The 17,097-nt window shown below is 72.5% G+C and carries 19 protein-coding genes; 13 read left to right on the plus strand and 6 right to left on the minus strand.

Going from position 1 to position 17,097, the window contains the following annotated elements; genetic code table 11:
- Window positions 1-29: 29 nt before the first annotated feature.
- Complete coding sequence (locus tag ABD948_RS01900) at window positions 30-848, minus strand: NAD-dependent epimerase/dehydratase family protein (protein WP_345262354.1); 819 nt, start codon at window positions 846-848, stop codon at window positions 30-32.
- Window positions 849-910: 62 nt separating this feature from the next.
- Between ABD948_RS01900 and ABD948_RS01905 the strand changes: the two genes are divergently transcribed.
- Window positions 911-1,360, plus strand: a complete 450-nt coding sequence (locus tag ABD948_RS01905) for a MarR family winged helix-turn-helix transcriptional regulator (RefSeq protein ID WP_345262355.1) — start codon at window positions 911-913, stop codon at window positions 1,358-1,360.
- Window positions 1,361-1,371: 11 nt separating this feature from the next.
- Entirely contained in the window at window positions 1,372-2,559 is a 1,188-nt protein-coding gene (locus ABD948_RS01910; protein ID WP_345262356.1) for an MFS transporter, read from the plus strand.
- Window positions 2,560-2,570: 11 nt separating this feature from the next.
- On the opposite strand, the gene ABD948_RS01915 is transcribed toward ABD948_RS01910, so the two are convergent.
- Complete coding sequence (locus tag ABD948_RS01915) at window positions 2,571-3,353, minus strand: alpha/beta fold hydrolase (protein WP_345262357.1); 783 nt, start codon at window positions 3,351-3,353, stop codon at window positions 2,571-2,573.
- Between the two features lie 286 nt (window positions 3,354-3,639).
- On the opposite strand from ABD948_RS01915, the gene ABD948_RS01920 reads away from it, so the two are divergent.
- The 3 genes from ABD948_RS01920 (at window position 3,640) to ABD948_RS01930 (ending at window position 5,761) form a co-directional block, all read left to right on the plus strand.
- A complete protein-coding gene (locus ABD948_RS01920) occupies window positions 3,640-3,951 on the plus strand; it encodes a hypothetical protein (RefSeq protein WP_345262358.1) in 312 nt (103 codons plus the stop codon).
- Window positions 3,952-3,970: 19 nt separating this feature from the next.
- Entirely contained in the window at window positions 3,971-5,014 is a 1,044-nt protein-coding gene (locus ABD948_RS01925; protein WP_345262359.1) for a hypothetical protein, read from the plus strand.
- Window positions 5,015-5,080: 66 nt separating this feature from the next.
- Window positions 5,081-5,761 carry a pentapeptide repeat-containing protein gene (locus ABD948_RS01930; protein WP_345262360.1) on the plus strand — a complete coding sequence of 227 codons (681 nt, stop codon included), beginning with the start codon at window positions 5,081-5,083 and terminating at the stop codon, window positions 5,759-5,761.
- A 312-nt stretch (window positions 5,762-6,073) separates the two neighbouring features.
- On the opposite strand, the gene ABD948_RS01935 is transcribed toward ABD948_RS01930, so the two are convergent.
- Together ABD948_RS01935 and ABD948_RS01940 are read right to left on the minus strand one after the other, a co-directional pair.
- Window positions 6,074-7,255 (minus strand): hypothetical protein, encoded by a 1,182-nt coding sequence (locus tag ABD948_RS01935; RefSeq protein WP_345262361.1) that lies wholly within the window; start codon window positions 7,253-7,255, stop codon window positions 6,074-6,076.
- Complete coding sequence (locus tag ABD948_RS01940; RefSeq protein ID WP_345262362.1) at window positions 7,252-8,130, minus strand: TIGR03619 family F420-dependent LLM class oxidoreductase; 879 nt, start codon at window positions 8,128-8,130, stop codon at window positions 7,252-7,254. The genes ABD948_RS01935 and ABD948_RS01940 overlap by 4 nt, the downstream gene beginning before the upstream one ends.
- A 57-nt stretch (window positions 8,131-8,187) precedes the next feature.
- Between ABD948_RS01940 and ABD948_RS01945 the strand changes: the two genes are divergently transcribed.
- From ABD948_RS01945 to ABD948_RS01955, 3 genes are read left to right on the plus strand one after another with little or no spacing between them, the layout of a single operon-like run.
- Window positions 8,188-8,625 (plus strand): nuclear transport factor 2 family protein, encoded by a 438-nt coding sequence (locus ABD948_RS01945; RefSeq protein WP_345262363.1) that lies wholly within the window; start codon window positions 8,188-8,190, stop codon window positions 8,623-8,625.
- Window positions 8,622-9,137, plus strand: a complete 516-nt coding sequence (locus tag ABD948_RS01950) for a nitroreductase family deazaflavin-dependent oxidoreductase (protein ID WP_345262364.1) — start codon at window positions 8,622-8,624, stop codon at window positions 9,135-9,137. Before ABD948_RS01945 ends, ABD948_RS01950 begins: the two co-directional genes overlap by 4 nt.
- Before the next feature lie 56 nt (window positions 9,138-9,193).
- The gene (locus ABD948_RS01955) at window positions 9,194-9,781 is read left to right on the plus strand and encodes a hypothetical protein (RefSeq protein WP_345262365.1); all 588 of its coding nucleotides are present in this window, start codon (window positions 9,194-9,196) and stop codon (window positions 9,779-9,781) included.
- Here the strand turns inward: ABD948_RS01955 and ABD948_RS01960 are convergent.
- A complete protein-coding gene (locus ABD948_RS01960; RefSeq protein ID WP_345262366.1) occupies window positions 9,768-10,988 on the minus strand; it encodes an MFS transporter in 1,221 nt (406 codons plus the stop codon). The genes ABD948_RS01955 and ABD948_RS01960 overlap by 14 nt on opposite strands.
- Window positions 10,989-11,052: 64 nt before the next feature.
- On the opposite strand from ABD948_RS01960, the gene ABD948_RS01965 reads away from it, so the two are divergent.
- A complete protein-coding gene (locus tag ABD948_RS01965) occupies window positions 11,053-11,733 on the plus strand; it encodes a SecDF P1 head subdomain-containing protein (protein WP_345262367.1) in 681 nt (226 codons plus the stop codon).
- Between the two features lie 40 nt (window positions 11,734-11,773).
- Here the strand turns inward: ABD948_RS01965 and ABD948_RS01970 are convergent, their stop codons facing one another.
- Window positions 11,774-12,619 (minus strand): aldo/keto reductase, encoded by an 846-nt coding sequence (locus ABD948_RS01970; RefSeq protein ID WP_345262368.1) that lies wholly within the window; start codon window positions 12,617-12,619, stop codon window positions 11,774-11,776.
- An 86-nt stretch (window positions 12,620-12,705) separates the two neighbouring features.
- On the opposite strand from ABD948_RS01970, the gene ABD948_RS01975 reads away from it, so the two are divergent.
- The 4 genes from ABD948_RS01975 to dnaJ all read left to right on the plus strand — a co-directional run bounded on the left by ABD948_RS01975 (window position 12,706) and on the right by dnaJ (window position 17,086).
- Window positions 12,706-13,167, plus strand: a complete 462-nt coding sequence (locus ABD948_RS01975) for an NUDIX hydrolase (RefSeq protein WP_345262369.1) — start codon at window positions 12,706-12,708, stop codon at window positions 13,165-13,167.
- A 194-nt stretch (window positions 13,168-13,361) separates the two neighbouring features.
- A complete protein-coding gene (gene dnaK / locus ABD948_RS01980) occupies window positions 13,362-15,245 on the plus strand; it encodes a molecular chaperone DnaK (RefSeq protein ID WP_345262370.1) in 1,884 nt (627 codons plus the stop codon).
- Window positions 15,242-15,877, plus strand: a complete 636-nt coding sequence (gene grpE / locus ABD948_RS01985; RefSeq protein WP_345262371.1) for a nucleotide exchange factor GrpE — start codon at window positions 15,242-15,244, stop codon at window positions 15,875-15,877. Before dnaK ends, grpE begins: the two co-directional genes overlap by 4 nt.
- A gap of 42 nt (window positions 15,878-15,919) precedes the next feature.
- Window positions 15,920-17,086: a molecular chaperone DnaJ gene (dnaJ, locus tag ABD948_RS01990; protein ID WP_345262372.1), complete on the plus strand. Its 1,167-nt coding sequence runs from the start codon at window positions 15,920-15,922 to the stop codon at window positions 17,084-17,086.
- The last annotated feature ends 11 nt before the right edge of the window (window positions 17,087-17,097 follow it).

Genomic DNA, 17,097 nt, shown 5'->3' on the forward strand with positions numbered 1-17,097 from the left:
CCGGGGCCATGCCCCCCGCAACACGTTCCTCAGAGGATCCCTTCGGCCGCTGCGGCGTGGATGGTCGGCACCGTCGGCCGGAAGCCGAGCTCACGGGCCAGCGCTCCGTCCATGCGACCCGACCACGGGTGCTCGAGGGGTGCGGAGGACTCCTCGAGGGTCGCGCCCGCCAGACGTGCCATCTCCCAGACCGTGACGGGGGCGTCGTCGGTCAGGTTGACGACGCGACCGTCGGTGGTGCCGGCCAGCGCCATGCGCACCAGGGCGGCGACGTCGCGGTGGTGTGCGACGGAGTAGGTGTGCGCCGGGTGCAGCCCGAAGCGCGGGGCGAGGGTGGCGATCGTGGCCAGGTGCCCGTCGTCGTCGCCGTACACGAAGGGCAGGCGCAGGATCGACCAGGTCAGGCCGCTCTCGCGCAGCAGCTGCTCGGCGGCCACCTTGCTCGCCGGGTAGGCGGCGGTGGGCGTGCACGGGTCGGTCTCGCGCGCCGGGCGCGGGGCGGTCGCGTCGTAGACGTTGCCGGTGCTGGCCATCACGACGCGCGCCGTGGGTGCGTGCGCCGCGACCGCCTCGACGAGGTGGCGGGTGCCGTCGTGGTTGGCACGCCAGATCGCGGCCTCGTCGTCGGTGCGGAACAGGGCGGCGAGGTGCACCACGGCGTCGACCCCCTCCAGGGCCGGTGCCAGCGAGGCGGGGTCGTCGAGGTCGCCGCGGACGGCGGTGACCCCGGCGGGCAGCTCGACGTCGCGACGCACCAGGGCGCGGCAGTCGACGCCGTCGTCGGCGAGCCGGGGCAGGAGGCGGGAGCCCACGAGGCCGGTGGCCCCGGTCAACAGAACAGTGGTCATGATCATCCCTTTGCTAGATCGTCAGCGCTACTGATGATTAGCGTACACCCTACGATGGCGCCATGGGTGACGAGCGGGACGTCGGACCGGCAGTGCGCCGTCGGCTGATCTACCAGCTCAAGCACTCCCTGCTGAGGTTGGAGGAGCTGCACGCGGCACACCTGGAGGGATCCGGGGTGACCGCCCGCGAGCTCGGGGCGCTGCTGCTGCTCGCCGACCGCGAGCCCGAGTCCCAGCAGCAGGCCGCGCTGCGCCTCGGCGTCGACCGCACCTCGATGGTCGCCCTGCTGGACGGACTCGAGGCCAAGGCGTTCGTGGTGCGCCGGCCCGACCCCGCCGATCGCCGCCGCAACGTCGTCGAGCTCACCGATGCCGGCCGCGCGACCCTCGACGTCGCGACGCGGGCGAGTGACGAGGCCGAGCGGGAGCTGCTCGCCGACCTCGACCCGCCGGACGCCGCGCTCCTGCGCGAGCTCCTCGGGCGGCTCGTGATCGGCTCGGGCGGAGGCTAGGTGCTCCGACCGTGAGTGCCGGGGGACCGATCTGGCGTCAGCCGGGGATGGCGCCGCTGGTGGTGATGACGTGCGCGGGGTTCTCCAGCTACGCGGTGCTCCTCACGGTCGCTCCGCTGTGGGTGGTCGAGGGCGGGGCCGGCACCGCGGGCTCCGGACTCGTCAACGGCGTGCTGCTGCTGTTCACGGTGCTCACCCAGCTCCTCGTCCCGCGCGCCCTGCGCAGCTTCGGCTGGGGCCCGGTGCTGGCCGTCGGGCTGACGCTGCTGGGGCTGCCCGGCCTCCTGCTGTCGATCAGCAACGAGCTCGGCGTGGTGCTGGGGGTCTCGGCGGTCCGTGGCATCGGGTTCGGTGTCCTGACCGTCACCGGGAGTGCCGCAGTGGCCGCACTGGTGGGTGCCGAGCGCCGTGGGGAGGCGATCGGGGCCTACGGGCTCGCCGTCGCGGCGCCGAACCTGCTTCTGCTGCCAGCCGGACCGTGGGTCGCCGAGAACGTCGGCTTCGGGGTGGCCTTCACGGTGAGTGCCCTGCCTCTGCTCGGCATCCCGGCCGCGCTCCGGCTGGCGGCGGCGCTGCGGCTGGGCGCCCCCGACCTGCACCCCGCCGTCGCTGGAGCCGGTGACCCGGGCGACCCGGAGTCGGCCGCCTACCGGCGGTTGCTGCGACCGATGCTGCTGCTCCTGGCGGTCACGCTGGCGGGTGGAGCGGTGATCACGTTCACGCCCCAAGTGGTCGACAGTCCGTCGGTCGCGGCGGGCGGGCTGTTCCTGATGGGGCTGACGGCCGCGCTCAGCCGGTGGCGGGTCGGGGTGCTGGCCGATCGCCACGGACCGCAGCGCTTCCTCGTGCCCCTGGTCCCCCTCACCGGGGTGGGGATGGCGCTCGTGGCGTGGTCGGTCGCGAGCCCCGACGGCGTGCGCGTGGGACCCTTCCTCGCCGCCATGCTGCTGATCGGCCTCTGCTACGGCGGACTGCAGAACCTGACGCTCCTGATCGCCTTCGCAGCCGTCTCGCGTCGGCACCACAACCTGGCGAGCGCGGTCTGGAACGTGGGCTTCGACGCCGGGACGGCACTGGGCTCGGTGGCCGTCGGGGTGATCGCCGAGCTGAGGTCCTTCGCCACGGCCTTCGCGGTGGCGGGCGCGGCGGCCGTGGCGACGCTGCCGCTCGCGCTGCAGCGGCAGGCCGACCGACGGTGAGGTCGGCGACCTCAGCCGGTGCTGTCGAGGATCAGTCGGGTGGCTTCGCGGGGTGCGTCCCACTGGGGGAAGTGACCGCACCGCTCGAACCAGTGCAGGACCGCGTCGGGGTACAGCTCCACCGCGCGTGCGGCCTGCGCCGGCACGGTCACCAGGTCACGACGACCCCAGCCGATAGTGACTCGCCCGGGCACCGTGCCGGCCGGCGCGCCCTCCTGCTTGGGCCCCTTGGTCAGGGCGTCCAGGGCAGCTCCGGTCGACGGCGAGTCGGCCAACCCGCGCACGTCGGGCAGCACGGTGTCGCGCGAGAGCGCCCAGGGCCGCGCCGACAGCTGCGCCAGCAGCAGGGTGCGTCCCACCGGGTTGCCGAGCAGGGTCGGCAGCATGCGCCGGAGGACGCGGACCAGGGCGATCGAGGGTCGCAGCGTGGCGCCGAAGACGAGGAGCTCGCGGTCGCTCCAGAAGCCGCCCGGGTCCAACGCCACGGTGTCGCCGCCGACTCCCCGCCTCGCGAGCTCGAGCACCAGCCGGCCGCCCATCGACTGGCCGACCGTCGAGACGCCCTCCAGGCCCTGCTCGCGGATGAAGGCCTCGACCGAGTCGGCCAAGGTGGCGATCGAGACCTCGCCGGTCAACGGCGGCGTCTCGCCGAACCCCGGCAGGTCGATGGCGATGACCTCCCGGCTCTCGGCCAGCTGGTCGAGGACGGGAGCCCAGGACCGCCACCCCGCGCCCAGTCCGTGCACCAGCAGCAACGGACTGCCGCTTCCTCTTCTCACCTGGTTCAACGTCACACCTTGAACGCTAGCCCGCGACCAAGTGGGCAGGGTCGTGCGCGCGGCCGGCCCCCCCGGCCGATGGAGCCGTGGCCCCCGTCCGCACGCGCGGGAACCGGTGGGCCGCACGTGACGTCGCACAGGCATGAACCGCGCCAGCGTGGCCGCCGCCGTCGTCCTGCTGACCGCAACGGGATGCGGCCGCAACGGCTCGTCCGACGACGAAGCCAGGGAGCCCCCGCAGTCCACGAGGTCGTCGCCCGCATCGTCCGCGCCGTCGGGGGACGCGGCGCCTGGCACGCAGGTGGTCCTCTACGTCTCCAACCAGTCCTTCGACGACGAGCGGGTGCGCCTGCGCGTCACGCTCGACGGCCAGGTCGTGGCCGACCAGTACTTCGACGTCGAGGGCCAGCACAACTGGGTGCGCTTCCCGGTGCGGGTGCCGATCGGCCGGCCCCTCGAGCTGGCGGTGGAGGCCGACTCCGGTGCGAGCCTGCGCAGGTCGCTCGTGGCACTCGAGGACGTCGCCCGCGGCGTCGTCGTCGACTACTGGGGGGCCGGGGAGGAGGCCTTCGTCGGGGCCACGGTGGTGCGCGAGCCGGTCGCGTTCGCGTGACCCGTGTGAGCATGGGGCGGTGAGGAGCCTCCGCGCCGCCGCTGTCGGGCTCGCTGCCGCCCTGCTGCTGGCCGGGTGCGGCACCTCGACGCCGCAGAGCGAGCTGGGTGGCGAGCCGTTCGCGCTGCCGACCGGTCCCACCACCTGGGAGCAGACGAGCCCGGCGTGGCTGCTGGACGGCACCCTGCACGTGGGCGAGCAGCAGGTGCGACTGGGACGGGACGCCGAGCAGTTCGTGCTCGGCGCGACCGGCGCCTACTGGGTGCGGGGGTCGGACCTGGTGTTCACCAGCGTCGAGGGCGAGACCCAGGAGGTGGCGCCCACCGGCTGGGGCAACATCGCGATCTCCGCCGACCACCGGGTGTTCGCCACCGTCGACCAGTCGCGCGGACCCACCGACGAGTACGGCACCCACGTGATGCAGGTGGCGGCCTTCGACACCCGTACCGGCGAGCAGCTCTACCGCACCCCCGACGAGGAGCCCGACCGCAGCGACGACCTGGCCGACCTCTACAGCGAGACCATGCCGCTGCTGGACGGCGTCAGCGACACCCGGCTGTTCCACGCCGGCCGGACCATCGAGCTGGACGACGGCTCCTCAGTGCCCTGGAACACCGACCCCCAGGGCGGCAACGTCTACGAGGGTTACGACGGGGCGCTGTTCCCCGACGGCTACCGGGTCCCCGTCCGCAAGCGGGGCGACCGCCTCGTACTGGGCGACTCCGAGGCGTGGGGCACCGGACGACTCTCGCCGGACCGCAGCACGCTCTTCGACGTCACCCAGTGGCCGGCGCGCGCCGTGGCCTACGACGCCGAGACCGGGGAGCGCCGCCAGGTCGACGCTCCGTGGGACCACCTGCTGCTCGGCCCCTTCGACGACGAGGGGTCCTTCACCGCGATCGCCCAGCTGATCAAGCCACGTGCGATGACGGTCGTGCGGGCCCAGCAGGTCGTGCAGTGCGAGGTGGCGACCCTGCGCTGCGTCACGGTCAGTCCGGTGGTGCCCACGGCCGACGACGCGTACCCGCCCCTGTTCCTCGAGAGCGGCGAGGGGTTCTACTAGCTGATCATCCGCCGCGCGACCGCCGGCCGCCGCACGCGGTGCTGCTCGATCGGGTTGAGTGGCCACATGCCTCCACCACGCCGAGCCTCGACACTGCCACCACAGCTCGATCCCGTGCCGCTCGGCGAGCTGGGCGTCGGTGACGCCGAGGAGCTGGTCGCCGACGCCGACCTGGACGGGCGGTCGTTCGACGGCGTCACCACCCCCACGCTCGATCTCGGCGGAGCTGCCGTCCTCGGCTGCGCCTTCATCGGCGTCGCGGCCCGCGAGGCAGACTGGGGGTCCACCCGGCTGCACGAGGTGACCTTCGACCGGCTGGACGTGCCCGTGATGCGTGCCCCGCGCGGCGACTGGCGCGAGGTGCGCGTCGAGGGCTCACGACTGGGCTCGGTCGAGGCCTACGAGACGTCGTGGCGCTCCGTGCACTTCGTGGGCTGCAAGCTCGGCTACCTCAACCTCCGGGGCGCCGAGCTGCTCGACGTCGCCTTCACCGACTGCACGATCGAGGAGATCGACGTCGGTCGTGCCACGGCCCGGAGGGTGGCCTTCGCCGGCAGCCGGCTCGCTCGGCTGACCGCGCAGGGAGGCTCGTTCGAGCACGTCGACCTGCGGGGCTGCGAGCTCGCCGAGGTCGACGGTGTCGACTGCCTGCGCGGCGTCACGATCAGCCCCGAGCAGCTGGACCTGCTGGCACCGCTGCTCGCCCGGGAGAGGGGGATCAAGGTCGAGGGGGAGGCTGGCGACTAGGGCGTCCTGTCCGCGACCAGGTCAGCGAGGTGCTGCAGCGAGTTCGCGAGGTGGTCCGGGGGAACGGCGGGAACGCGAGGTACTCGCGCGGCCCCGGCCCCACCGCCGACCAGTCGTCGGTGTGCACCACCTCGCAGGCGTGCGATCCGCGCGAGGTCAGGTCGTAGCGCCACGTCCAGCCACCGAAGTCGAGCGCGCCCGGGGTGGGGTCCGGCACGTAGCCGGGCCTCCACTGGATGGCGCGCGCGTCCTCGAGGTCCAGCACCAGGTTGTGGATCTCGTAGCGCCCGAGGGCGCAGACCTCCGGATCCGTCAGCTGATCATCCGCCGCGCCACAGCCCGCTGCCGCGCCGCGATCCGTGCCACCCACTCCTCCTGGCTCAGCGGCGAGGCGAGCGGCAGCAGGGTCGGCACGTCGGCGAGTTCGACGACCTGCACCTGCGGGCCGTCGTCGTCGGTGAGGTCGCGCTCGAGCCGCTGCCAGCGGAGCATCATCGGACCGGTGCGGTGGCCGGTGGTCTCCAACCAGTTGGCGATCGGAGCACCGCTCTCGCCGGGCGGCCGCGCGGAGACGACGAACCGCATCATCCCGTCGGGATCGGTCTGCGCCTGAGCCTTGGTCAGCGAGGTCTGGTGGGTCTCGTAGTCGGTGCTGGCGTACCAGTCCGAGCCGATCTGGACGGCCTGGTAGCTGCAGTCGTCGCAGCGCGGCACGGTGATGACCATCGCCTGGTCGTCGTCGAGCTCGTAGTGCCCGATCGAGGAGCGCTGCGAGGAGAGGCCACCCGGCGTGGCCTTCGGCGGCGTCAGGGTGTTCACCGGCTCCCGGTACTGGAAGAACTGGGGGAAGGCGAACCAGGTCTGGATGGAGCCGGTGAGCGAGCGTGCCGCCACCTCGTACTTCTTGCGCAGCAGCTGCTCGGTGAGGGGCCGAGCCGGCTGGCCGAGGGTGTCGGTGCGCTCGATGGTGAGCGAGCCGCGCTCCTCGGTCTCCCAGTCGTTGAAGACCTCGCGCACGATCATCGTCTTGGCGCCCGGCTCGGCGGTGTAGGTGAGCTCGAAGCGGCCCTCGTCGTCGATCTCGAGCTCACGGTCGTCGAAGGCCAGCATGCTGGTGGCCGCGGAGTCGGCGGTGTAGGCGCCCCCCATCACCTGGAAGGAGAGGTCGGCGCTGGTGCCGCGGCGGCCGCGCACCACGTACTCGACGCCCTCGCGCAGGTAGGCGTTGAAGTAGATCGCGTCGGGGTTGTCGAGCCCCTGGCGGGAGAACTGGTGGGTGGGGTTGACGAACAGCGGGCGGTCGAGGTCGTAGTCGAAGGCGGTCTGCATCGCCATCCGGATGCGGCCGGCCAGGTAGTCGTAGCCCTCGAGCAGGTCGGCCTCGGTGCGGATGAACGGTGCGCCGGCGATCAGCCGCTCCGCCTCGGCGATCGCCTCCTGCAGCACGTCGGTCAGGCCCAGCGGCTCGACGGCGGGGTCGGCGGGCTCGGTCACGGGTTCACCTTCGCGATCACGGACTCCGCGTACGACTCCAGGTGCCGCACCTTCGTCTCGAGCGGCTCGGTGTCGGGGCCCTTGATGTAGGGCACCCGGAACCCGACGATGCAGTCGGTGACGCCCTTGTCCTCCAGGCGCTTGACGCCGTCGGGGTCGTAGGCGTCGTAGCTGATCACGTGCACCTCGAAGTCGTCGCGGTCGTCGCCCTCCTCGCGACGGATCTCGGCCAGCCGGGTGAGGAGCCGGTCCAGCTCCTCGCCGTCGCCGCCGGCGTGCATCCAGCCGTTGCCCTTGCGCACGGCCCGGCGCAGGGCGGCGTCGGCGTGACCACCGACCAGCAGGGGGATGGCGCGGCCGGGCGCGGGCCGCTGCTGCACCTCCTCCAGCTGGAAGAACTCGCCGTCGTAGCCGAAGAACTCACCGCTGGTGAGGCCGCGCAGGATGTCCATGCACTCGTCCATCCGCTTGCCGCGGCGCGCCCAGTCGACGCCGAGCGCGGCGAAGTCCTCGGGCCACGGCGAGAGCCCGACGCCGAGCCCCAGCCGGTCGCCGGAGAGGTGGGCCAGCGAGGAGGCCTGCTTGGCCACCAGCACCGGTGGCCGCACGGGCAGCTTGAGCACGAAGGGGGTCAGCCGCAGCGTCGTGGTGTGCGCGAAGAGGTGTGCGCACATGATCATCGTCTCGATGAAGTCCTTGCCGAGCAGGAACTCGCGGTCGCCGGTGTCGGTGTAGGGGTAGGTCGAGTCCGACTCGCGCGGGTAGATCAGGCTGTCGGCCACCGTCATGCTCGTGTAGCCGGCCGCCTCGGCCGCCTGCGCCAGCGGCGCGTAGTAGCTGACGTCGGTCATCGCCTCGGCGTAGGTGAATCTCACCGCGCCAGACTAACCGCAGACTAGAACGTGTTCTAGATGTCTGGGAGAGTGACCCGCGTGGACCTCCAGGAGATCGGCGACCGCCTCGAGATCGCCGACGTGCTCACCCGCTACACCCGCGCCATCGACACCGGCGCCTGGGACCTGCTCGACACCGTCTTCACGCCCGACGCCGCCATCGACTACACCGAGTCCGGGGGGATGGCCGGCGCCTACCCCGAGGTGAGGGCGTGGCTGGCCGAGGTGCTGCCCGCGTTCTTCCCGAAGCGGCTGCACACGCTGGGCCAGCTCGACGTCGAGCTCGGCGTCGACGGCGACCCGGACGCCGCCACCTGCTCGGCCTACTTCCACAACCCGATGCCGCTCGCCGACGAGCAGGGCACCGAGCGGATCGTGGAGTTCGGCGGGCTGTACCACCACCGGCTGCGCCGCACGGCCGAGGGCTGGCGCAGTGAGAGGCTGCACGAGGAGATCGTCTGGACGAGAGGACTGTGACCGTGCGCGGTGGGGCGAGGACCGAGGACGAGAAGCTGGCCAAGCGCAAGGAGGCGCTGGCCCACCCGGTGGTGCCGAAGGTGATCAAGGCGATGGCGCGCCTGAACGTGCGGCTCTTCCGGCTCACCAACGGCCGCGTCGGCAGCACGTGGCGCATCGGCGCGGGTCTGCGCAAGCCGGTGCCCGTGCTCCTGCTCGAGCACGTGGGCCGCAAGAGCGGCGCCACCTTCACCACCCCGCTGCTCTACCTCGAGCACGGCGCCGACCTCGTGGTCGTGGCCTCCCAGGGCGGGCTGCCCAGGAACCCGCAGTGGTACCCCAACCTGCTGGCCCACCCCGAGACCCACGTCGACCTGCGTGGCGAGCGCCGGCGTCCGGTCCGGGCCCGCGAGGCCGAGCCGCAGGAGCGCGAGCGACTCTGGCCGCTGCTGGTGGACCTGTACGCCGACTTCGCGACCTACCAGCAGACCACCGACCGGGTGATCCCCGTCGTCGTGCTCGAACCCCGCTGACCTGCGGCTGAGCAGGCGGTTTGGCGCCCTCCCGGTGGCCCCGCACAATGGGCGGCATGGCTGAGCAGACCCCACCGCCCGAGGAGCAGGACCCCTCGGAGCGCACCGACCGCCCCATCCTCACCGGGCTGGTGGCGCTGGTCGGCGTCGGCCTGGTCGTCGGTCTCGTGCTGGGCGGGGGTGCGCTCGCCGCGACCCGCCTGCTGGGCCTGGGCGGCGAGGAGGAGGCGGCCACCGCCGTCGCCACCGAGCGCGACTCGCTGGTGCTGCCCGAGCCCGAGGAGACCGAGGAGCCCGACGGTCCGCTGGTCACGCTGCGTCCCGACCCGCAGCAGAGCGCCCGCCCCTCGCAGGAGCCGACCGAGGAGGAGGAGGAGGGCATCACGCTCTCCGCCGGCCAGACCCAGGTCAGCCCGATGGGCCAGATCGACCTCACCGGCGTCTACCCGGGCGGCGAGGGCGCGATCTTGCAGGTGCAGCGCTTCGAGGGCGGCCGCTGGGGCGACTTCCCGGTGACGGCCTCGGTGAGCAACGAGACCTTCTCGACCTACATCCAGACCGGCCAGACCGGCGTCAACCGGTTCCGGATGCTCGACACCGACAGCGGCGACGCCTCCAACGAGGTCAAGGTCACCGTCGGCTGATCGCGCCGAGCCGGCTCCGATCCGCCCGACGGGTCCAGTAGCCCACCCAGCCGGTGCCGAGCAGGCCGACGCCCCCGACGACCACGCACGCGGCGGCCAGCGGCGCTACCGACGCGACGGCGGAGATCAGCAGCGGCCCGCCCGAGAGCCCGACGTCGCCGCACAGCCGCCACCCGCCCAGGAACTGCGCGCGGCCCTCGGTGGGCGCGGAGTCGGCGCCGAGCGTCATCACGATGCCCGAGCCGAGGCCGTTGCCGACGGCGATCAGACCCACCACCGCAGCCACCGACCACGCCGCCGCGGTGAGCGGCAGCAGCAGCGACCCGACGGCGACCGTGAGCACGACCGGCACCGCCACCAGCGTGCGGCCGTAGTGGTCCATCACCCAGCCGCCCGGGTAGAACATCGCGATGTCGACCGCGGCGGCGAGCGCGAAGATCAGCGAGGTCGTGCTGGCCGCGATGCCCACGTGGTCGGCCCACAGCGGCAGCAGGCTGGTGCGCACCGAGCGTGAGGCCGAGAGCACGACGACGGCGCTCCCGAGCGTGAGCAGGGTGCGCCGGTGCGCGCGCAGCACCGACCACACGCTCAGCTGGGTGCTGCCCGGTCGGCGTCGCTCCGAGCCCAGGTCGGGCATCAGCAGCGCCATCAGGCCGGAGAGGGCCGAGGTGACGGCGGCGAGCACGAACACCCAGCGCAGCCCACCGACGTGGATCACGCCGGCGCCCAGCAGCGGCCCGACCAGCAGCCCCACCCGGTGCGAGCCGCCGAGCGCCGCCAGCGCCCGCGCGCGCTGGTGGGCGGGCACGGCGTCGATCATGAAGCCCTGCCGCGCGAGCAGGAACGCCGTCCAGGTGGCGCCGCTCGCGGTGACGGCGACCGCGAGCAGCAGCACCGAGCCGCTGGCCGCGGCGGCCAGCATGATGACGGCGTCGAGCAGCCCGGCCCCGAACAGCGTGCGCCGCTCGCCGATCCGCGCCACCAGCGCCCCGGCGGGCAGCGAGGCGATCAGCATCCCGACGCCGAGCAGCCCCACCACCAGGGCGGCGGTGCCGACGTCGGCGCCCAGCTCGCGGGCCCGCAGCGCCAGCACGGGGGCCACCGCTCCGTGCCCCGTGGCGTTGACGATCGTGGGGCCGTAGGCGGTCAGCGCCACCTCACGCAGCCGGAAGCGCTCCTCGCCGACCTGCTGCGCGGGGGTGGGCATCGCTCCATTCTGCGACGACGCGTCAGCGTGCTCGGTGCTGGGGGCGCTCTGCCACCATGGGCCCGTGAGGTCGACGCGCATCCGGCAGCTCTCCCGCAGCACCCTCCCGCTCGCGGCCCTCGGCGTCGCCCTGGCGCTGGGCGCCGGGTGCACCCGCGACGTCGGCGGCGACGACCAGGCGCGGGCGGTCCCCGGCGTCGGGACCGAGGACGCCGCGCCGGCCGAGCCGACCCCGTCCGAGCCCAGCGGGTCGACGTCGGTCGACACGGCGCCCACGGTGCCGCCCGACGAGTCCGCGGAGGTGCTCGAGGGCACCCTGCAGGTCCGGGCGGTCGAGGAGGCCAACCCGAGCGACACCGACGGGGTGGACTGCTCGGCGACCCCGAGACCGACCGTGGAGACGCCGGCCGAGGAGCGCGTCGTGGCCTGCGACGCGCTGGGCGTGCCCTACCTGCTCGCGCCGGCGGCCATCGAGGGCGGCGTCGCCTCCGCCGAGGCGGAGAACGTCGACGACACGACGTTCGTGGTCTCCATCGAGTTCGAGGGTGACGCCGCGCGGGTCTTCGCGGAGGTCACTGGGCAGCTGGCCACCACCGGCCAGCAGATGGCGCTGGTGCTGGACGGTCGCGTGCTCGCCGCGCCGTCGGTGCAGGAGTCGATCACCGGCGGCACGGTGCAGATCTCGAGCAGCTTCACCCAGGCCTACGCCGAGGCGCTCGCCGCCGCCATCGAGGACGGCGGCTGAGCGCCCCGGCAGCTCCGGATCGGCTCCGGACGAGCCCGGATCAGTCCGGGATGTAGTCGAACGTGTCGGGGTTCGGGCCGGTGCGGCCGTCCTCGCCCCGATCGAGGCCCGAGATGCGCGCCACCTCGTCGTCGGTCAGCTCGAAGTCGAAGATCGCGAAGTTCTCCTCCATGCGCTCGCGGCTCATCGACTTCGGGAAGACGACGTCGCCGCGCTGGACGTGCCAGCGCAGGGTGACCTGCGAGGGGGTCTTGCCGTGGGCCGACGCGATCTCGCCGATCGTGGCGTCGTCGAGCACCTTGCCCTGGGCGATGGGCGACCAGCCCTCCACGACCACGCCGTGGCGCTGCGAGGCGGCGCGGGCGGCCTCGTTGGTGAAGTAGGGGTGGACCTCGATCTGGTTGATCACGGGCACGACGCCGGTCTCGGCGACGATGCGGTCCAGGTGCTCGGGCTGGAAGTTGGAGACGCCGACCGAGCGGGCGCCGCCGGCCTCCACGAGCTCGGCCATGGCGCGCCAGGTGGCCACGTAGTCGCCGTCGTACTGCGTGGGCAGCGGCCAGTGGACCAGGAAGAGGTCGACCTGCTCGAGGCCGAGCTTGCGCAGCGACTCCTCGAAGGAGCGCTTGACGTCGTCGGGCCGGTGGTTGTTGTTGTTGAGCTTGGTGGTCACGTAGAGCTCGTCGCGGGCGATCCCGGCGGAGGCGAGGGCCTGGCCGACACCCTCCTCGTTGCCGTACATCTGCGCGGTGTCGATGTGGCGGTAGCCCACCTCGAGGGCGGTGGTGACCGTCTGCGCGGTCTCCTCGGGCGGCACCTGGAACACGCCGAAGCCGAGCTGCGGGATCGAGGTCTTGTCGTGCAGGTCGATGGTGGGAACGGTCATGGGAGTCCTGAACCCCGGGAGCGGCACGGGCATTCCGCGCGACCGCGGGGCCGTGGGGCTCATCACCCGTCGGGCACGATGGGGGGATGGAGTTCACCGACTACGACACCCGTGTGGCGGCCTACGCCGTGGTGGTCGACGGTGAGCCCGGCGCCGAGCGGGTGCTCCTGGCGCTGTGGAACGAGGCCGAGGAGCCGCGCTGGACGCTGCCCGGCGGCGGCGTCGAGCTGCGCGAGACCGTCGAGGACGGCGCCGTGCGCGAGGTGCGCGAGGAGAGCGGCTACGACGTCGAGCTCACCGGGCTGCTCGGCGTGCACTCCTACGTGATCCCGCCGAGCCGCCGCTTCGTGCGCACCCGCCGTCCGATGAAGGCGCTGCGCGTGGTCTTCGGGGCCCGTGTGGTCGGCGGCAGCCTGACCCGCGAGATCGGCGGCACCACCGACGAGGCCCGCTGGTTCGACCTCGCCGAGGTCTCGGCGCTCCCGCAGGTGGGGCTGGTCGAGATCGGGCTCGAGATGTGGCAGCGCGCCCAGCAGGCCCGGCGCTGACCCCTGCCCGACCAACGCTCCGGCCGCCGAGCCCGGGCCGTGGGAATGCGCGCGCTCCGGACTGGGTTGCACCGACTGACGAAACTTGAGTCGAGTGGACTCAACCAACTTGAACGCGCTGCCACCGCGACGCACACTGGAGGCACCGCGCCACCCACGCGCAGCACCAGACGCACCGAGAAAGGTTCATCACCATGGCACGAGCAGTCGGCATCGACCTCGGCACCACCAACTCCGTCGTCGCCGTCCTGGAGGGCGGCGAGCCCACCGTCATCGCCAACGCCGAGGGCGCGCGCACCACCCCCTCGGTCGTCGCCTTCGCCAAGTCCGGCGAGGTGCTGGTCGGCGAGGTCGCCAAGCGCCAGGCGGTCACCAACGTCGACCGCACCATCCGGTCGGTCAAGCGCCACATGGGCACCGACTGGAAGCAGCAGGTCGACGAGAAGTCCTTCACCCCCCAGCAGATCAGCGCCTTCGTGCTGCAGAAGCTCAAGCGCGACGCCGAGGCCTACCTGGGCGAGTCCGTCACCGACGCCGTCATCACCGTGCCGGCCTACTTCTCCGACGCCCAGCGCCAGGCCACCAAGGAGGCCGGCGAGATCGCGGGCCTCAACGTGAGCCGCATCGTCAACGAGCCCACCGCCGCCGCGCTGGCCTACGGCCTCGACAAGGGCGACGACCAGACCATCCTCGTCTTCGACCTCGGCGGCGGCACCTTCGACGTCTCCCTGCTCGAGATCGGCGAGGGCGTGGTGGAGGTCAAGGCCACCAGCGGCGACAACCTGCTGGGCGGCGACGACTGGGACAACCGCGTCGTGGAGTGGATGGTCACCAAGTTCAAGAACAACAACAACATCGACCTCGCGGCCGACAAGATCGCCAAGCAGCGCCTGCAGGAGGCTGCCGAGAAGGCCAAGATCGAGCTCTCCTCCTCCAGCGAGACCACGATCCACCTGCCCTACATCACCCAGGGCGAGTCGGGCCCGCTGCACTTCGAGGAGAAGCTGACCCGCAGCGAGTTCCAGAAGCTCACCGCCGACCTGCTCGAGCGCACCAAGAAGCCCTTCCAGAGCGTGCTCAAGGACGGCGGCGTCGCCGTCGACAAGATCGACCACGTGGTGCTGGTGGGCGGCTCGACCCGCATGCCCGCCGTGAGCGAGCTCGTCAAGGAGCTGCTCGGCGGCAAGGAGCCCAACAAGGGCGTCAACCCCGACGAGGTCGTCGCCATCGGCGCGGCCCTGCAGGCCGGTGTCCTCAAGGGCGAGGTCAAGGACGTGCTGCTGCTCGACGTCACCCCGCTCTCGCTGGGCATCGAGACCAAGGGCGGCGTCATGACCACCCTGATCGAGCGCAACACGACGATCCCGACCAAGCGCTCGGAGATCTTCACGACCGCTGACGACAACCAGCCCTCGGTGGAGATCAAGGTCGCCCAGGGCGAGCGCCAGATGTGGGGCCAGAACCAGCCGCTGGGCAACTTCGAGCTCACCGGCCTGCCCCCGGCCCCGCGTGGCGTGCCGAAGATCGAGGTCACCTTCGACATCGACGCCAACGGCATCGTGCACGTCTCGGCCAAGGACCAGGGCTCCGGCAAGGAGCAGTCGATGACCATCTCCGGCGGCTCGGCGCTCGGCAAGGACGAGATCGACCGCATGGTCAAGGAGGCCGAGCAGTACGCCGAGGAGGACGCCAAGCGTCGCGAGGCCGTCGAGGCCCGCAACCAGGGCGACCAGCTCGTCTACACGACCGAGAAGTTCCTGGCCGACAACGGCGAGAAGATCCCCGAGGAGGTCCGCGCCGAGGTGCAGGCCGACGTCGACGCCCTCAAGAGCACGCTCGAGGACGCCGAGGCCAGCGCCGACGCGATCAACGCCGGCATCGGCAAGCTCAACGAGTCCAGCCAGAAGATGGGTGCGGCCATGTACGCCGCCGCGGAGGCCGACCAGGCCGCCGCCGGGGGCACCACCGGCGCCACCGGTGAGGCCGACGAGGACGTCGTCGACGCCGAGATCGTCGACGAGACCGACGGCTCGGCCGAGGGCGAGCAGCCGGCCTCGGGTGAGGGCGAGTCCAAGTGACCGACCCCGACCGGCACGAGGCACCCACGGCCGAGGACCAGGGACTGCCCGACACCAGCGGTGTGGGCAACTGGGTCGAGGAGGGCGGCCCGCTCGAGCCCCAGGACGTCGTCGACGTCGAGGGCGCGGGCGGGTCCGCCCCGGCGGACGGGCCCCACGGCGAGGTCGGCGGGTCCGAGGGCGGCTCCGCGGAACTGGCGCAGGTGCGGCAGGCGCTCACCGAGCGCACCGAGGACCTCCAGCGGCTGCAGGCGGAGTTCGTCAACTACAAGCGGCGGGTGGAGCGCGACCGCGACCTGCTGAAGCAGAACGCGGTCTACAGCGCGCTGGCGCCGATCACCGAGGTGCTCGACACCGTCGACCGTGCGCGCGAGCACGGTGACCTCGACCCCGGTCTCAAGGCCGTGGCCGAGCAGCTCGAGCGCACGGTGGCCGCCCAGGGACTGGTGAAGTTCGGCGCCCCGGGCGACGCGTTCGACCCGACCATCCACGAGGCGCTCTCGCACCTCGGCGAGGACGAGGGCGTCGAGGTCACCACGTGCCGCACGATCGCCAAGTCCGGCTACCGGATCGGCGAGCGGGTGGTGCGGGCCGCGCAGGTGCTGGTGGTCGACCCGCCGGCCGGCAGGTGAGCAGGACGACGATGACACGGAGATCCGGGAGGGAGGTGCGCGATGGCTGACGACGGGATCCGGGCCGACTGGGCGCAGAAGGACTTCTACGCCGTGCTCGGCGTCGGCAAGGAGGCCGGCGCCGACGACATCAAGAAGGCCTACCGCAAGCTGGCGCGCGCCAACCACCCGGACTCCAACCCCGGTGACACCGCCAAGCACGAGAAGTTCAAGTCGGTGGCCGAGGCCTACGACGTGCTCGGCGACGCCGAGAAGCGCGCCAAGTACGACGAGGCGCGTCGGCTCTTCGCCTCCGGCGGCGTCGGCTTCGGCCGCGGCGGCGCGACTGGTGGCGGGGGCGCCGAGGGGTTCAACCTCGACGACCTGCTGCGCGACCGGGCCGGGGCGGGTGGTGGCTTCGGTGACATGTTCGGCGACCTGTTCGGTCGTGGCCGCACCCAGCAGCGGCCCCGCGCCGCCAAGGGTCAGGACGTCGAGACCAGCGCCACGGTCTCCTTCACCGACGCGCTCGAGGGCGTGACGATCTCGCTGCGGCTCACCTCGGACGCACCCTGCCCGGCCTGCTCGGGCACCGGCGGCAAGCCGGGCACCAAGCCGCACATCTGCACCGAGTGCGAGGGGGCGGGGTTCGTCGTCTCCTCCATGGGCGGCGGGTTCTCGATGAACGAGACCTGCCCCGCCTGCGGTGGCCGCCAGCTCGTCTACGACGAGCCGTGCCCCACCTGTCACGGGTCCGGCCACGGCACGTCCGCGCGCAGCATCCAGGCCCGCATCCCGGCCGGGGTGAAGGACGGGCAGCGGATCCGGCTGCGCGGCAAGGGCGGCGCGGGTGAGAGCGGTGGCCCGGCTGGCGACCTGTTCGTGGCGGTCAAGGTGACCCCGCACCGCATCTTCGGACGCAAGGGCGACAACCTCACCCTCGACGTGCCGGTCTCCTTCGACGAGCTGGCCCTGGGCGCCGACGTCAAGGTGCCCACGCTGGGTGGCGCGCCCGTGACGCTGAAGCTGCCTGCGGGCACGCCCGACGGCCGGACCTTCCGGGTGCGTGGCAGGGGTGCCCGCAAGAGCGACGGCACGGTGGGCGACCTGCTCGCGACCGTCAAGGTGCAGGTGCCCTCGCACCTGGACGCCACGGCGCGCGAGGCCGTGGAGGCCTACCGCGCCGCGATGGCCGGCAAGCCGCTGCGCGCCGGGCTGTTCGAGGCCTGAGGCGAGGGGAG

The organism is Nocardioides nanhaiensis (assembly GCF_039542785.1).
Taxonomy (GTDB): Bacteria; Actinomycetota; Actinomycetes; order Propionibacteriales; family Nocardioidaceae; genus Nocardioides; species Nocardioides nanhaiensis.

What these genes read in the sequence shown, in the direction of transcription:
- ABD948_RS01955 (WP_345262365.1), top strand. Translation starts at nt 9,194, where the DNA reads ATGGCTGAGCAGACCCCACCGCCCGAGGAGCAGGACCCCTCGGAGCGC.
- ABD948_RS01905 (WP_345262355.1), top strand. Translation starts at nt 911, where the DNA reads ATGGGTGACGAGCGGGACGTCGGACCGGCAGTGCGCCGTCGGCTGATC.
- ABD948_RS01970 (WP_345262368.1), bottom strand. Translation starts at nt 12,619, where the DNA reads ATGACCGTTCCCACCATCGACCTGCACGACAAGACCTCGATCCCGCAG.
- dnaK (WP_345262370.1), top strand. Translation starts at nt 13,362, where the DNA reads ATGGCACGAGCAGTCGGCATCGACCTCGGCACCACCAACTCCGTCGTC.
- ABD948_RS01930 (WP_345262360.1), top strand. Translation starts at nt 5,081, where the DNA reads ATGCCTCCACCACGCCGAGCCTCGACACTGCCACCACAGCTCGATCCC.
- dnaJ (WP_345262372.1), top strand. Translation starts at nt 15,920, where the DNA reads ATGGCTGACGACGGGATCCGGGCCGACTGGGCGCAGAAGGACTTCTAC.
- ABD948_RS01900 (WP_345262354.1), bottom strand. Translation starts at nt 848, where the DNA reads ATGACCACTGTTCTGTTGACCGGGGCCACCGGCCTCGTGGGCTCCCGC.
- ABD948_RS01960 (WP_345262366.1), bottom strand. Translation starts at nt 10,988, where the DNA reads ATGCCCACCCCCGCGCAGCAGGTCGGCGAGGAGCGCTTCCGGCTGCGT.
- ABD948_RS01975 (WP_345262369.1), top strand. Translation starts at nt 12,706, where the DNA reads ATGGAGTTCACCGACTACGACACCCGTGTGGCGGCCTACGCCGTGGTG.